At 66.2% G+C, this 13,890-nt stretch carries 14 protein-coding genes; 7 read left to right on the top strand and 7 right to left on the bottom strand.

What is annotated here, in order from left to right:
- Positions 1-81: 81 nt before the first annotated feature.
- Positions 82-1,434 carry a terminase family protein gene (locus K2Y42_RS02535; protein WP_291148072.1) on the bottom strand — a complete coding sequence of 451 codons (1,353 nt, stop codon included), beginning with the start codon at positions 1,432-1,434 and terminating at the stop codon, positions 82-84.
- The gene (locus K2Y42_RS02540; RefSeq protein WP_291148074.1) at positions 1,340-1,939 is read right to left on the bottom strand and encodes a hypothetical protein; all 600 of its coding nucleotides are present in this window, start codon (positions 1,937-1,939) and stop codon (positions 1,340-1,342) included. The genes K2Y42_RS02535 and K2Y42_RS02540 overlap by 95 nt, the downstream gene beginning before the upstream one ends.
- A 511-nt stretch (positions 1,940-2,450) precedes the next feature.
- On the opposite strand from K2Y42_RS02540, the gene K2Y42_RS02545 reads away from it, so the two are divergent.
- From K2Y42_RS02545 to K2Y42_RS02555, 3 genes are all read left to right on the top strand, one after another.
- Complete coding sequence (locus K2Y42_RS02545) at positions 2,451-4,739, top strand: PBP1A family penicillin-binding protein (RefSeq protein ID WP_291148075.1); 2,289 nt, start codon at positions 2,451-2,453, stop codon at positions 4,737-4,739.
- A 3-nt stretch (positions 4,740-4,742) separates the two neighbouring features.
- Positions 4,743-5,408, top strand: a complete 666-nt coding sequence (locus K2Y42_RS02550; RefSeq protein WP_291148077.1) for a DUF1214 domain-containing protein — start codon at positions 4,743-4,745, stop codon at positions 5,406-5,408.
- A gap of 105 nt (positions 5,409-5,513) precedes the next feature.
- Positions 5,514-6,095, top strand: a complete 582-nt coding sequence (locus K2Y42_RS02555; RefSeq protein WP_291148079.1) for a hypothetical protein — start codon at positions 5,514-5,516, stop codon at positions 6,093-6,095.
- Between the two features lie 440 nt (positions 6,096-6,535).
- Here K2Y42_RS02555 and K2Y42_RS02560 read toward each other — a convergent pair whose 3' ends face one another.
- Complete coding sequence (locus K2Y42_RS02560; RefSeq protein WP_291148080.1) at positions 6,536-6,883, bottom strand: DUF1491 family protein; 348 nt, start codon at positions 6,881-6,883, stop codon at positions 6,536-6,538.
- A gap of 136 nt (positions 6,884-7,019) precedes the next feature.
- Positions 7,020-7,706 (bottom strand): peptidoglycan-binding domain-containing protein, encoded by a 687-nt coding sequence (locus K2Y42_RS02565; RefSeq protein WP_291148082.1) that lies wholly within the window; start codon positions 7,704-7,706, stop codon positions 7,020-7,022.
- 264 nt (positions 7,707-7,970) lie between these two features.
- Here K2Y42_RS02565 and K2Y42_RS02570 point away from each other — a divergent pair, with 264 nt between their 5' ends.
- On the top strand, positions 7,971-8,321 hold the full coding sequence (locus tag K2Y42_RS02570; RefSeq protein ID WP_291148084.1) for a hypothetical protein: 351 nt from the start codon (positions 7,971-7,973) through the stop codon (positions 8,319-8,321).
- 170 nt (positions 8,322-8,491) lie between these two features.
- Positions 8,492-8,917, top strand: coding sequence for a SufE family protein (locus K2Y42_RS02575; RefSeq protein WP_291148086.1), 426 nt, complete (start codon positions 8,492-8,494; stop codon positions 8,915-8,917).
- Between the two features lie 33 nt (positions 8,918-8,950).
- Here K2Y42_RS02575 and K2Y42_RS02580 read toward each other — a convergent pair whose 3' ends face one another.
- Together K2Y42_RS02580 and K2Y42_RS02585 are read right to left on the bottom strand one after the other, a co-directional pair.
- Positions 8,951-9,562 (bottom strand): DUF6456 domain-containing protein, encoded by a 612-nt coding sequence (locus K2Y42_RS02580; protein WP_291148088.1) that lies wholly within the window; start codon positions 9,560-9,562, stop codon positions 8,951-8,953.
- A gap of 33 nt (positions 9,563-9,595) precedes the next feature.
- Complete coding sequence (locus K2Y42_RS02585; RefSeq protein WP_291148090.1) at positions 9,596-10,096, bottom strand: helix-turn-helix domain-containing protein; 501 nt, start codon at positions 10,094-10,096, stop codon at positions 9,596-9,598.
- A gap of 245 nt (positions 10,097-10,341) precedes the next feature.
- Here K2Y42_RS02585 and K2Y42_RS02590 point away from each other — a divergent pair, with 245 nt between their 5' ends.
- Complete coding sequence (locus K2Y42_RS02590; RefSeq protein WP_291148092.1) at positions 10,342-10,704, top strand: hypothetical protein; 363 nt, start codon at positions 10,342-10,344, stop codon at positions 10,702-10,704.
- A 54-nt stretch (positions 10,705-10,758) separates the two neighbouring features.
- Here K2Y42_RS02590 and K2Y42_RS02595 read toward each other — a convergent pair whose 3' ends face one another.
- Positions 10,759-11,166 (bottom strand): MucR family transcriptional regulator, encoded by a 408-nt coding sequence (locus K2Y42_RS02595; RefSeq protein ID WP_291148094.1) that lies wholly within the window; start codon positions 11,164-11,166, stop codon positions 10,759-10,761.
- A gap of 581 nt (positions 11,167-11,747) precedes the next feature.
- Here K2Y42_RS02595 and K2Y42_RS02600 point away from each other — a divergent pair.
- The gene (locus K2Y42_RS02600) at positions 11,748-13,889 is read left to right on the top strand and encodes a S9 family peptidase (RefSeq protein WP_291148095.1); all 2,142 of its coding nucleotides are present in this window, start codon (positions 11,748-11,750) and stop codon (positions 13,887-13,889) included.
- Position 13,890: the final 1 nt, after the last annotated feature.

The following is a 13,890-nucleotide window of genomic DNA, read 5'->3' on the forward strand; positions in this document are numbered from 1 at the left end:
ATGGGCAGCAGGGCAGCCGGCAGCGGGCAGCAGAGCAATCGCGATTTCCGGCTGCCTGTTGCCTGCTGCCCGTTGCCTACTTCAAAGTTGCCGGATGGACGGTGCGGCGGCGCGGTCGAGCATCAGATCCGTAATGGCCCAGACCAGCGCATCGACGCGGTCGGGGCTGCGGCCGCGAGACAATCCGTCGGCGCCGAAGGCGAGCATCTGTTCTTCGAGTGTCGCGTGCAGGCCCACATGCGCGATGCGGCCCTCGGCGTAGAGCGCGGCCACCGGCTCGGCGCGCAGCCACTTGCCGCGCGTGGCGCGCACGGTGCGCACCGCGACCGTCTCGTCGATCTGGCGAAGTATTGCGATCACGAGATCGCCGCCCTGGTTGACCTCGGCCACGACGCGATCGGCCATGAACTCCTGATAGGCCCGCACGGCGGCGCGTGCCCAGACGTGCGGCTCGCGGCCCTGCAATGAACGGTCGGCCGCGATGTAGGCGCGCCCGTCCGCGCCGAGCCCGGCCACGACAATTCCGCACGCGTCCGAGTTGGCGGTCGCAGTCACCGGCGGATCGACGGCGACGACGATGCTCGTCAGCTCCGGACATTCCTTGACGCGATGGCGCTCAATCCAGTCGCGGCGCCACAGGCTGCCGGACTGCTCGTCGACGATCTCGCCCATCAGCTCCTGCCGGCCGAGCGCGGTGCCCGCATAGCGCCGCTCCATTTCCGCAATGAAGGCCGGCGCCAGATGCGCGGCGTTGGCGACTGTGGCCGCGCGCGTGATGACGGTCGCGGGATCAGCCATGATCGCCTTCAACATCGGCAGCGGGCGCGGCGTCGTCGTCACCGCGATCGACGGGGACGATCCGAGACGCATGCCGAACTGAAGCATGTCCCAGGTCTCCTCGGCGCGACGCCACTTGGCGAGCTCATCGCACCATGCCGCATCGAATTGCGGCCCGCGCAGACTGTCCGGATCCTCGGCCGAGAACATCTGCGCGATGCTCCCGTTCGGCCAGACGAGCTGGGCCTTCGTAATCTCAAGCTCGGGGCGCTCGCCATCGGCATGGATCGCGAGCAGGCCCGAGACGCCATCGATCATCACGCGCCGCACATCGCCCAGCGTTTCGCCGATCAGGGCGATGCGGCGCGCAGGCTCCGCTCCGAGCGGGGCGATGCCGAGCGCCTTGGCGCGCACCCACTCGGCGCCCGCCCGCGTCTTGCCCGCGCCGCGCCCGCCGAGGATCAGCCAGACGCGCCAGTCGCCGCCACCGGCAGCGTTGCGCGGGGGAAGCTGATCATCGCGCGCCCAGACCTGCCAGTCGCCGAGAATGAACGCGAGCGTCTCAAGATCGAGACCCGCCAGGACCTCGGGCAATCGGCCCGCCTCCGCCGAGGCGTTCAAGACGCTCCGCAATTTCGCGGCGCATGCGCTCCGCATCGGTTCCGGCCGCGCTTCTGGCGCGGCTTGCTCCCCGGTTGTCTTCCAATTCAGCGACGGCCTCCGTGACCTTCTCGAAGTTGCTGATAAGGGTCGCGAGGGCGCGGCTTTCGCGCTCCTCGTCCTGGGCCGAACGGTCCTCACCGCTCGCCATGCGTTTCTCCATATGCTCGAGCTTCACTGTGATGGCGCGATAGAGGCGCGCGATGACGGCCCTCTGCGCGGTCTTGGTCGGCAGCGCGCCGCGCGGCTTGGCGGCGTTTGACGGTGTTGCGAGGGCGGCGGATGCGCTCTCAGGCTGGGCCGGAGCGGCCACGCCTGGCGTTGAGGCCTTGCTACGCCTGCCCGGTTTGGGCCCAGGGGACCGCGCCCAACCCTCCTTCTTGGCTTTCGCGCCGATGCGTTGCGGTGTCAGGCCGAAGCGAGCGGCGATGTCCTTGAGGGGCACCGAGCCGTCGGCGTACGCGAGGCGCACCTCGGCCCACGTTTCGTCGCCGACCTGCATGCCGCCGCCACACCGCTTGGTTTCGTGTTCAAATTTTCAGGAGAGGAGCGCTGTTCAAGCGCGAAATCTGGGCCTTCGCGGACGTAAGCCGTCCCGATGCGAGATGCCGACACATGATCCCGCGCAACTTCGCGCCAGACACAAGTTCGACCATGCCAAAATACTACATAACGACCGTTGCGCTGTCAAATACTTTTGGCGACATGCGCACGTTTTATTTGCCTGGTCTTCTTTTTATCAGAATAACTACTTCGATTACTCAACACGCCAGAATAGATCGGTGTCTTGCCGCGGGGATATCTTTCAGGCGCCACGCAAAAATCCCGTGCGAATCCAAGCGTCGGAGCGCGATGTTTGCGCTGCGCCGCCTTCCGGTGGGCGCATAAATAACCATAATGCGGGGCGATGATTTGAGTCCCGCCGCGGCACCGGAGCCTGCGGCGCTCATGGTGTTTCGTCTCCGGTGTGTTTTTTGACCGGCGTGTTCGATCGGCAAAACGGGGCGGCAGGCTTGAGCGACTGGTTCTTCAAGCGCGGACGACGCGACGGCATCGACTGGATGGCGCTCGACTCGCGCCTCGATTCCTCCGTGTCCGAGTTCTGGTCGCGCGCCAAGGATATCTGGGACGCGGGCTCGAGCTTCTTTGCGCGCTTCAAGCTCACGGGCGGCAAACGCCTCGCCAGCGAAGCAGCCTCCGAGTGCCTGACGCTTGCGGTGGGTGGCTTCTTCGTTCTCTACGCGCTCGCGCTCCCCGCCTTCCTCGATTTCGACGAAGGGCGCTTTCTCACCGGCCAGTACAGCGTGAAGTTTCTCGACGCGGCCGGCAACGAGATCGGCCAGCGCGGCATTCTGCATAACGATGCGGTGCCGCTCGAGGAAATTCCCGACGCCATCATCAAGGCCACGCTCGCAACCGAAGACCGGCGCTTCTTCGAGCATTTCGGCATCGACGTGCTCGGCACGGCGCGCGCGCTCGTCGAGAACCTGCGCGCCAACGACGTGGTGCAGGGCGGCTCGTCGCTGTCGCAGCAGCTCGCCAAGAACCTGTTCCTCTCGTCGGAGCGCTCGATCGACCGCAAGATCAAGGAAGCGTTTCTCGCGCTCCTACTCGAGACACGGTTCACCAAGCGCGAGATCCTGAAGCTCTATCTCGACCGCGCCTATCTCGGCGGCGGCGCGTTCGGTGTCGAAGCGGCGGCGCAGTTTTACTTCGGCAAGTCGGTGCGCGAGGTGAACCTCGCCGAAGCCGCCATGATGGCGGGCCTCTACAAAGCCCCCACGAAGTATGCCCCGCACGTCAACCTGCCGGCTTCGCGCGCGCGCACAAACGAAGTGCTGCAGAACCTGGTCGAGGCGGGCTTCTACACGGCCGCGCAGGTTCACGAAGCGCGTCTCCACCCCGCGCAGATCGTCGAGACGCGCGCGACCACCAGTCCGGACTGGTTCCTCGACTGGGCGTACGAGGAGGTGCAGCGCCTCACGGAAGGCAAGAACCAGTACGTTCTGACCGCGCGCACGACTGTCGATCTCACGCTCCAGAAGCAGGCCGACGAAGCGCTCGTCACCTTCCTTAAGCAGCGCGGCCGCAGCCTGCGCATCAACTCCGGCGCCCTCGTCGCCATGGAACCGGACGGCGCCGTGCGCGCGCTCGTCGGCGGCCCGGACTACGGCGAGAGCCAGTTCAACCGCGCCACGCATGCGCGCCGCCAGCCGGGCTCGTCGTTCAAGATCTACGTCTACGCCGCCGCACTCGAAAACGGATACAAGCCGGACACCGTCGTGCGCGATGCGTCGCGCACCTGCGGCCGGTGGCACCCCCAGAACTATGGCGGCAGCCATGGCGGCGGGGGACGCATGCCGCTCTGGATGGCGCTCGCGAAATCGCTCAACACGGTCGCGGCCGAGCTGTCCTTCGCCGTCGGGCGCGAGAAGGTGATCGAGATGACGCAGCGGCTCGGCATCACCGGCATCCGCAAGACCTGCTCGATGGCGCTCGGTGACTATGGCATCACGCCGCTCGAGCACACGGGCGGCCTCGCCACGTTCATCAACGGCGGCAAGAGCGCGCGCCCGTTCGCCATCCTCGACGTGGTCAACTCGCGGGGCGAGATGGTCTACAGCCGCGAGACGGACGAGCCCGAGCCCGCGCAGATCGTGCCCGTCAACGTGGCCGAAGGCATGAACCAGATGATGCGGCGCGTCGTGACGGACGGCACCGCGCAGAAAGCCTCGCTCGACTTCACCAACGTCGTCGGCAAGACGGGTACGAGCTCCGGTCCCAAGGACGTCTGGTTCGTCGGCGCCACCGGCAAGTATGTCGGATCGGTCTGGCTGGGTAACGACGACAACCGGCCCATGGCGGGCGGCAACACGGGCGGCCAGCTTGCCGCGCCGCTGTGGCACTCGTTCATGTCGGTCGCGCATCGCGACATGAACATTCCCAACATTCCCGGCCTCGAGCCGCATCCGGTGCAAGTCGCCGAAGCGCAGCGGATCGCCGAGTTCAAGCGTGCAAACCCGACGGCGGCGGCCGATGGGGACGGCTCGAAAGGTGTTTCACCGACGATGACCGCGCAGGCGCGCGACGCGTTGAAGCGCATCACGACCGCGTTGCGCAAAGCCGCCGGTGTCGCCGAACCGACCACCGCGCCGCAACACACCCCGATCGACGGGCGGCCCGCCGGCCCCGCTACGCCGCCGCGCGGCGACCGCGCCGAACTCGACACGCGCGGCAAGCCGGCCGCTCTCGCGTCTCAATCCGGCGCGCGATCGCCGCTCTCACCCGCGGGCGTTCCCTGATCCATGGCAACCTCCACGCTTCGATCGCGCATCACGTTCAACGCTCTGTCCTTCGCGCTCCACCGGCTGCGCAAGCGCGTTGCCGCATTGGTCGCCTACACCACCGACTGGGCGCTCTTCATCGGTGTCGTGCTGATCCTCGGGCTCGGGTCGAGCTGGTACATGGTGGAGCGCGGATCCTCGCTGACCACAGTCACGGTCGGGCCGTGGGTCTCCTGGACGTCGGCGGGGCGGCCGGACGCCGATCCCTATACGCGCGCCAACGCCGCGCGCCTCGGCATCATGCCGCTCACCACCGCCGTTTCGCAGACCTACGTCGCGCGCGTGGATGACGAAGGCCGCGCGCTGCATTCGTCCTGCCACTATGCGGTCGAAGGGCACGAGGCGACCGGCTTCTGGTGGAGCCTCGCTGTCTACGACGCGCAGGGGCGCATGATCCCGAACACGCTCGGACGCTTTGCGTTCACGAGCGACACGGTCGCCGTCAATTCAGACGGCAGCTATCTCGTGGCGCTGTCGCGCGACGCCAATCCAGGCAACTGGCTCCCCGTCGGCGGCGCGGGCAAGCTCGTGCTGGTGTTCACGGTCATCGATCTCGACACGCGCACGATCTCGCAGGACGGCGAAATCGACCAGCTCGCGCCGACCATCGTGCGGAAGGCGTGCTAGCGCCATGATCGAGACATTCGCCCCATCGAGCACCCAGGTTCCGAGCGAAGCTTGCTCCTGCGTGTGCCGGCAACAGCCGCGCGCTTCGGAGGCAGGACACTCGCCATGCTGAAGCGCCTCTGGACCCGCATCACCTCGATCAACGTGCCGCTGGCCGCCGCCGCGGTGTTCGCGAGCGGCATCCTCCACATCCTGGCGACGCTCGCGACGCCGATGCTGACGCCGACGTCCGCCTATGGCCGCCTGGCCGGGGATCTGCCGGAAAACTCCATGGAACTCCTGCCGGACATCACGCCGGACACGCAGCCGCTGCCGTTCATGTCGTCGGACGCGCGCTATGCGATGTGCCGGTTCGACACCACCGATGGGGCCGTCAGCATCACGGCCGTGCTTCCCGATCCGGGCTGGGTGCTCGCGCTCTACTCACCGGCAGGCGACAACTTCTTCACGTCCGTGGCCGGTCCGGGCCGCAGGCCGGAAGTGTCGTTGCTGATTGTGCCGGGCGAATCCGCCTGGCGTCCCGCCGTCCAGCCGGACGCAAACCTCGAAGGGACGGCGCTCACGCTGCATGCCAACGAAGGGCTCGCCGTGCTGCGTGCGCCGGATCGCGGCGAAGCCTACAGCACGCGTGCGCTCGCTCAGCTCAAGCGCGCGAAGTGCCATTACCGGCGCACCGCCGCGCGGTAGTTTCAGGCGCTCGTTGTGATTTTTGCCGGCGCTTCGATGTCAGAAGCGCTTCAGTCCTCGAAATCGAGATGATCGCGCTGGCGCGACCGGCGGCGCGATCTGCAGCGCGAGGTTTCCTCGACTGTCCGCTCGTAACGCACGCCCGGAAACAGAACGATTTCCGCCGACCCTTGCGGAGATCTACTCGATGGCCGTGCTTGCAGCCCGACCCGTTTGAATTCCACGACACTTGCCATCTCTGCGGCTCCCTCAAGCCTGGCTTCCGTTCGCGGTTCACGCCCGGCGAACGACGGGAACATGCACGCCTTGCAGTGCCATCAATTCGCTGCTGCTTTGGTTAACGAAAGGTTAACTGTCCGCTGTCTGCAGACCGAGGCGCGGATGTGCGTGTCCGGAACAACACGCTCGATGCCGGTGGAACGCGCCGCGCAGGCGGCGGATCAGTCTTCCGAGAGCCAGCCTTCGAGGCCGTGCTGGCCGTCGCGGCTTTCGACTTCGACGAGCCAGAGATCCGGGTCGGTGCGGTGCTCGCGCTCGAGATAGTTGTCCACTTCGCTATCGGGTCGAAGCTCGCCCTTGAAGTGCATCACCCAGCGCCGGTCGGTCTCGGTGCCGGAGAGGCCGCTTGGGGCGGGGCCGAACAGAGCGGACGTTCCATCGAGACGATTGATGCGGATGTAGATTGCGCCCGCGTCGTCGTCGCCATGGCGGATGACGTAGGACGGGTGTCCCCCGGCCGACATCCGGCGCACGTAAGCCTTGACCCAGATTTCGGATTTGAGCCGCATTCTGCCTTCTTGTTGGATGGCTTCGCGCACAGCGCGAGACGCGTTAGCGGGTGGCGGCGCTGCACACGCGATGCTGCCCCGTGCGCATCTTCCGTGCTGCGCTGTGCGCGTTGTTAGTGCTGCGCTGTGCGCGTTGTTAGTGCTGCGCTGTGCGCAGGGCATCCCCGGCCACGCTCGCCAGTTTGGCCAGCAGCTCGCCCGAGATCCGCCCCGTTTCCTTCAGTTTCCGGTCCAGCTCGAACTTCCGGATCGCACGTCTCGTCGCGTCGTTCAAGCGTCCATCGGGAACGGTCGTCAGGTAGCCGAGCTGGCGGAAGGCGCTCTGAACGGCGCGGATCACCTGTTCGGCCTCAGGGCTGGGCGCCTGCCGGTCGCCGCCGCCAGACGATCCTGCATCGGCCGAGCCGAGCACGAGATGCTGCAACAGAGCCGGGCGCGGCTCGCCCGTCAGCGGCAATCCCGCATCCGCCTCGTAGGCCATGATGGCGCCGCGGGTCACGAGGCCGGCCACGCCGTCCACGGCGCCGGCTTCGTAGCCCTTTTCCTTTAGCTCGCGCTGGATGGCGCGCGTCAGATCGGTTTTGTCGGCGGTCTCGGGCAGTGGCTTCACCGCTCCGGTTTCAATCGGCGGCACAATGGCTGAGCGCGTAACAGCCTGATCGGCCGTCGCGACGCTGGATCCGGACTGGGGAGACGTGCGTGCGCGAGCCTGCTCGGTCGCCGCCATGCGGCCCGGCGGCTGCAGCACGAACAGGTTCGTGAGCATCGCCCCCGTCAGGACTGCGAAAAGCAGGAACGAGAACCTCGCTGTCAGCGGCGTCATCTCTTGGTCGGCCTGCTCTTGCTCGCACCCCCGGGAGGGGAGAGTATCGTGGAGCGGCTGTTAACATCGCGTTAACCCCGCCTGTCCCACCCTCCAATCCGAGCCCCGCGAACGCATAAAATTTTACGCGCTTTTTCGGCTAACTCGCTTCAATGACGTCTTAAATTGTCACGCTGCGAGCCGGCCTTCCTCAAACCTTCTCCCGTAGCTTCGGTCCATCGAGGCCTTCCAAGGCCAATTCGTATCGACCGGAGTTGCACCATCATGTCCTTGTTCAGGATCGCCGTCGTTCTGTCGCTTGGCGTCGCCGTGATGCCATCCGATCAGCAGCAGCAGGACGCCCTTTACGAGCGTGCGGCCACCGCCGCGCATTGGACCATCACCTACTGCGATCGCAACGCCCAACAGTGCGAAGCGGCGGGCGGTTTGTGGGACGCGTTCATGCGTAAGGCGCAGTTCGCGGGCAAGCTCGCCTATGACGTCGCGCTGCGTTCGACGATGGAGGACGGCCTGGAGCCGCGCACGCAGACGATCTCGGACAAGGCGCGCGGAACGCTGCAGCCGACCGACCTCGCCCCGGGCTGGCGCGGCCTCGAGCGCGAAAACGGCGCCTGATCGCCGGCACTCGCGTTTCCGGATCATCCCGGTCATCTCCGACCTACCTCGGCGGCGAAACGCGCGGTTTCGCCGCCGTCCGCGTTGCATCACCAGCGCGACAATCCCGCCGTAGCCTCCTATATGTCCGACGAGGGGCCAATCCGGGCTCCCCGGCGCGAGGACACTTTATGACGATTGCTCGTCTCCAGTCCGATTTCGAGCTCCTGGACGACTGGGAAGATCGGTATCGCTACATCATCGAGCTCGGGCGAACGCTGAAGCCGCTGCCGGACGCACTCCGGACCGAGGCGACGAAAGTGCGCGGCTGCACCAGCCAGGTGTGGCTCGCGAGCGAGACCCGCGCGGGCTCGGGCGATAATGGCCCGGTGCTGCATTTCCAGGGCGACAGCGATGCGCACATCGTGCGCGGGCTCGTCGCCATCATCTTCGCGCTCTACGACGGCAAGTCAGCCAAGGAGATCCTGGCAATCGAGCCGGAGACCGTGTTCTTGTCGCTCGGCCTCAAAGACCATCTCTCGCCGCAGCGCTCGAACGGGCTCGCATCGATGGTCGAGCGGATCCGCGCCGACGCGCGCGCCGCGCTCGACGCCTAGTCTCGTCTACGCCGCTGCTCGCGGCACAAGCGTTCACGCGCCTTCGGTTTCGGTTTCGTCCCCTGCGTCGATGCCGGGGCGGTAGCCGTCCGCGCCCCAATGACGGACACGCGCGACGCGTGGGCACGCGTCAGGTGTGCGCGTGAAGCCGTAGTGGCGCGCGAGAGCCGAGAGCGCCACGCCCAGCACGATCTTGCCCGAGCGCTGCGGCCAGCCGGCCTTCCGCTCCGCATCTTCAAGCCCCTTCAGGAAGCAGCAGACGTCGAGCAGAATGCCCGACAGCTCGGGACCGACGGCTTCCAGCGCGTGGCGGACACGATCGGATGCCGCAATGGCGCGATCCGTCATGTCGACGCCCGCCCCCGGTGCGCCGCGCTTGCCTCCCCCCGCGCCACCGGCCGCGCTCCAGCTCTGCGTGATGCTCGGAGACATCTGCGCGAACGAGAAGTCGCGCCTGAGCCGTTCTCCGGCGCTGAACTGGGCTTCGGTGATCAGCGGATTGCCGGCGGCGTCGCGCCTGCTGAACAGCCAGGCGATGGGGCTCTCTGCGTGGTTGCGCGTCGGCTGGCTGGGCGCGGGGCGGGCCTGGCGCGGCTTTCGCGCGCGCGCGGACGCGCGGCCTCGCGACGAGGACGTTTGTGTCATGTCGGAAATCTCCGGGGTTCGGTCTGGCCGGGGTTAGCCTGCGCTCGTCGCGTGGAGTCCGTTCCAGAGCACGAGCGACGGGACGATCCATTCCATCAGTTCGAGGGCGCGGTCGAACACGGCGTCGTCGCGGCGATCCTCGATAACGGCGCAGGCGTGCGCGACGGTGGTCCGGTCGCGCGCAAAGATGTGGCCGACGTCGGTCAGGCTCAAGCCACACGAGACGTGCGCGAGATACATGGCGACCTGACGCGCGAGCGCGATCGGGGCTTTGCCGCGCGTCGGGCGGCCGAGATCTGTGCGCGAAACGGCAAACACTTCGGCGACGGCGGCTTCGATCACGGTTCGCATCCGCAGCGCCTCGCGATCCGGCAGAGCAAAGGAGCGCCGCGCCGTCTGCTCGTGCCGGTCCATGCTCCGGTCCAAATCGGACGCGCGCGAGAGATCGAACATCAGGGCGACTTGGCCTCCTGCCCCCATTGCACTGCCCGGGCCTGCAAGCCGGGCTCGATCAAGTTCCCTGGTGGTGGTCATGCGCCTGCCCTCGATCGTGCCAACGTCACCGTGTCCTTGCGGAAGATAAGCCGGGATGCGGTGAAGCTCGTCTCGAAACTACTGGAGCGGTGAACGGCGAGGATAAGTCGGCCGGGTCCGACTGGCGGGGACGCGGCGGATGGGCGGCGCATCGCATCCATCAACCAATCCCCGCGGCCATCAACCAATCCCCGCGGCGCGGTGCGGCCCGACACTCGCCCCCTCACAACGAGGGTCGCTCGTCCATGAACACTCCCGATCGCAGGGCCGGCCGTGCCGCGCGCCGCACACCTCCGGGCGCGCCGCCGCCGCCCCTTTCCGCAGACGAACGGCGGCTCGCGCTTGTGCGCCTCGTGCCGATGTGGCCCGCCGAGATCGACGATCTCTCGGTGCCGGGGCGCCGGCGTCTCGTCGGCATCCTGGAACGCGCGCTCCTTGCCGAGCGGCGGCGCGGGCGGGCGGGACATTGGACCTACGATCTTGCGCGGCACGGCGCATTGCTCGCCGCATGGCGGCGGGAGCGCGCAGCCCTCGACGCGCTGATACGAACCCACAAAGATGCCGGACACGAAAAAGGGCGCCGGCCACGCGGCCAGCACCCTCGGTAGTTTCGCGGCCCTCCTTCGCGGAGGGCGGCGCATTCGATCTCGTTTTCGTGCCGCTTACTTTTCCCGGCGCGTGCCGAGGCCCATCTTCTTGGCCAGGTCGGAGCGTGCGCGCGCATAGTTCGGCGCGACCATCGGGTAGTCGTGCGCGAGGCCCCACTTCTCGCGGTACTCTTCCGGCGAGAGATTGTAGTGGGTGCGCAGATGGCGCTTCAGCGACTTGAATTTCTTGCCGTCTTCCAGACAGACGATGTGATCCGGCATTACGGATTTCTTGACGGGAACTTTCGGCTTAAGCTCCTCGCGCTCCGGCAGCGGCGCCGATCCGGTGGCGCGGCTCAACGCGGCGTGCGTGTCGTTGATCAACTGCGGGAGGTTTTCGGCGCCAATCGTATTATTGCTCACGAACGCAGACACGATCCTCGCTGTGAGTTCGACCAGTTCCGGCTGGGAACCGTCATCCATCATTACAACCCTTTCAGACACTTCTGAAGCGCTCCCCAAACAGTGGTTACCCGTTGAGCAAGTCAAACTCAAGGCTAGCCGATTTTCTATTTCAGCCCGACAAGCTGAGATCAATATCGACCAGCCCAAGACACAAAGGGGCGATCCGGTTGCCGACGACTAGACCGTCGAGGTCTTTGGACAGCATTACCCCCTAGATGTCAACGGCGGTCCATCAGTTCTTATTCTATGCCTAATTGCAACGCGCGGGCCTGTAGACCAACCAAGGCGTGTCTGAACTGATCTTGTTGATCACGCCTTAGGCAGAACTAAGTTTAATTCTTAGTTCGATTGCCTCGTCCGAGTAGTGGGGTGCGTCAGTTCACCCGGGGATGAGCCAATTTCGACTTTAGTTGCTGATGCGACGCACGCCGCTACCTTGCCCGATTGCCCGGGCAAACACGCGGAGTGCGGGTGACGCTGAAATGACCGGCGCGGGTCCCTGGCAACCGGCTGTAAGCTGCGGCAGCATTTGACAAAGTTGATCGCAATTGCGGAAACATGGCGCCCGCTGCCGCCTCTCGCACCCGGAAGGATCCGCCATGGACGACACCCCCTCGCGCGCGCCGCTCACGCAACCTTCTTTCGCGCCGCCTGTCGCGTCCCGCCGTCCGGTCGTCACCACGCATCACCACGTCAAGCTGGTCGATAACTACGGGTGGCTGAGAGCGGAGAACTGGCAGGACGTGATGCGCGATCCGGCGCTGCTCGATCCTGAGATCCGGGCCTACCTCGAAGCCGAAAACGCCTACACCGAAGCCGTGCTCGCGCCGACCAAGCCGCTGCAGGAGGCGCTGTTCTCCGAGATGAAGGCGCGGCTCAAGCCGGACGACAGCGGCGTGCCCTCGCCGGATGGCGCCTTCGACTACTTCTCCGATTTCGTCGCCGGCGGGCAGTACCCGCGGCTCTGCCGCCAGCCGCGCGGCGGCGGCGAGATCCAGGTGCTGCTCGACGGCAACGTGGAAGCCGCCGGCAAGCCCTACTGGGATCTCGGCGCCAAGGCGCACAGCCCCGACCACAAGCTGCTGGCCTACTCCGTCGATGAGAAAGGATCGGAACTCTACACGATCCGAATCCGCGATCTCGCGACCGGCCAGGATCTTCCCGACGTGCTCGCGGACACACGCGGCGAGATCGTCTGGGCCAACGACAGCCAGACGATTTTCTTCATCCGCCTCGACGACAACCACCGCCCCCTGTTCGTCCATCGCCACCGCCTCGGCACGCCGGAAACCGACGACGCACTTGTTTATGCCGAAGAGGACACGGGGTTCTACGTCTCGCTCAACAAGACGCTGTCGTCGAAGTTCATCCTGATCGACGTGCACGATCACCAGACGAGCGAAGTGCGCCTGATCGATGCCGATGCGCCGACGGGCGACGCCCTGCTCGTGACGCCGCGCGTGACGGGCCATGAATACCAGGTGAGCCATCACGGCGACCGGCTGATCCTGACCACGAACTCGGGCGGCGCGGAAGACTTCCGCATCTGCTCGACACCCATCACGGCGCGCGGCCTAGACAATTGGACGGAACTCGTAGCGCACAAACCCGGCCGCCTGATCATCGACACCGTCGTGTTCGCCAATCACCTCGTGCGCCTCGAACGCGAGGACAGCCTGCCGCGCATCATCGTGCGCGTGCTCTCCGACGGGGCGGAGCATGCGATTGCGTTCGACGAGGACGCGTACGCTCTCGGCATGTCGGACGGCTACGAGTTCGACACGACGACGTTGCGCTTCACCTATTCGTCCATGACGACGCCGGCCGAGACGTTCGACTACGATCTCGTGACGCGCGACCGCGTGCTGCGCAAACGCCAGGAGATCCCCTCCGGACACAATCCCGGCGACTACGTCACGCGCCGCGTGCTCGCGCCCGCCTCCGACGGCGAGACCGTGCCCGTTTCCCTGCTCTATCGCCGTGACACGCCGCTCGACGGATCGGCGCCGCTGTTCCTCTACGGCTACGGATCCTACGGCATCTCCATCCCCGCCTCATTCTCGTCGGCGCGGCTGTCGCTGGTCGATCGCGGATTCATTTTCGCCATCGCCCACATCCGCGGTGGCAAGGACAAAGGCTATCGCTGGTACAAGGACGGCAAGCACGAGAAGAAGCTCAATACGTTCACCGACTTCATCGCGGCGGGCGAGCACCTCGTGCGGCAGGGCTTGACGCAGCGCGGGCGCATCGTCGCCAACGGCGGCTCGGCGGGCGGCATGCTGATGGGCGTGGTCGCGAACCTCGCGCCGGAACTCTTCCTCGGCATCATCGCGGACGTGCCGTTCGTGGACGTCCTAAACACCATGCTCGACAAGGATCTCCCCCTCACGCCGCCCGAGTGGCCGGAGTGGGGCAACCCGATCGAGAGCGAGCGCGACTTCGCGATCATTCGCTCCTACAGCCCCTACGACAACGTCGAAGCGAAGCGTTATCCGCACATCTTCGCCTATGGCGGGCTGACCGATCCGCGCGTGACCTACTGGGAGCCCGCGAAGTGGATCGCCAAGATGCGCGCGCTCAACACCAGCGACAACCTCGTGCTGCTGAAGACCAACATGGAAGCGGGCCACGGGGGTGCGTCCGGCCGGTTCGAGCGCCTGCGCGAGGTGGCGCTGGATTATGCGTTCGCGCTCGAGGTTGCGGGATTGGCGAACGCGGCCGTGCCATCACCGAAAGCTTGAG

The organism is Hyphomicrobium sp., assembly GCF_019744875.1.
GTDB lineage: Bacteria > Pseudomonadota > Alphaproteobacteria > Rhizobiales > Hyphomicrobiaceae > Hyphomicrobium_C.

Excerpts from the sequence above, each read along its gene's own strand:
- K2Y42_RS02565 (WP_291148082.1), bottom strand. The coding sequence starts at position 7,706 with ATGACGCCGCTGACAGCGAGGTTCTCGTTCCTGCTTTTCGCAGTCCTG.
- K2Y42_RS02535 (WP_291148072.1), bottom strand. The coding sequence starts at position 1,434 with ATGCGGAGCGCATGCGCCGCGAAATTGCGGAGCGTCTTGAACGCCTCG.
- K2Y42_RS02600 (WP_291148095.1), top strand. The coding sequence starts at position 11,748 with ATGGACGACACCCCCTCGCGCGCGCCGCTCACGCAACCTTCTTTCGCG.
- K2Y42_RS02595 (WP_291148094.1), bottom strand. The coding sequence starts at position 11,166 with ATGGATGACGGTTCCCAGCCGGAACTGGTCGAACTCACAGCGAGGATC.
- K2Y42_RS02575 (WP_291148086.1), top strand. The coding sequence starts at position 8,492 with ATGACGATTGCTCGTCTCCAGTCCGATTTCGAGCTCCTGGACGACTGG.
- K2Y42_RS02550 (WP_291148077.1), top strand. The coding sequence starts at position 4,743 with ATGGCAACCTCCACGCTTCGATCGCGCATCACGTTCAACGCTCTGTCC.
- K2Y42_RS02585 (WP_291148090.1), bottom strand. The coding sequence starts at position 10,096 with ATGACCACCACCAGGGAACTTGATCGAGCCCGGCTTGCAGGCCCGGGC.
- K2Y42_RS02570 (WP_291148084.1), top strand. The coding sequence starts at position 7,971 with ATGTCCTTGTTCAGGATCGCCGTCGTTCTGTCGCTTGGCGTCGCCGTG.
- K2Y42_RS02540 (WP_291148074.1), bottom strand. The coding sequence starts at position 1,939 with ATGCAGGTCGGCGACGAAACGTGGGCCGAGGTGCGCCTCGCGTACGCC.
- K2Y42_RS02560 (WP_291148080.1), bottom strand. The coding sequence starts at position 6,883 with ATGCGGCTCAAATCCGAAATCTGGGTCAAGGCTTACGTGCGCCGGATG.
- K2Y42_RS02555 (WP_291148079.1), top strand. The coding sequence starts at position 5,514 with ATGCTGAAGCGCCTCTGGACCCGCATCACCTCGATCAACGTGCCGCTG.
- K2Y42_RS02590 (WP_291148092.1), top strand. The coding sequence starts at position 10,342 with ATGAACACTCCCGATCGCAGGGCCGGCCGTGCCGCGCGCCGCACACCT.
- K2Y42_RS02580 (WP_291148088.1), bottom strand. The coding sequence starts at position 9,562 with ATGACACAAACGTCCTCGTCGCGAGGCCGCGCGTCCGCGCGCGCGCGA.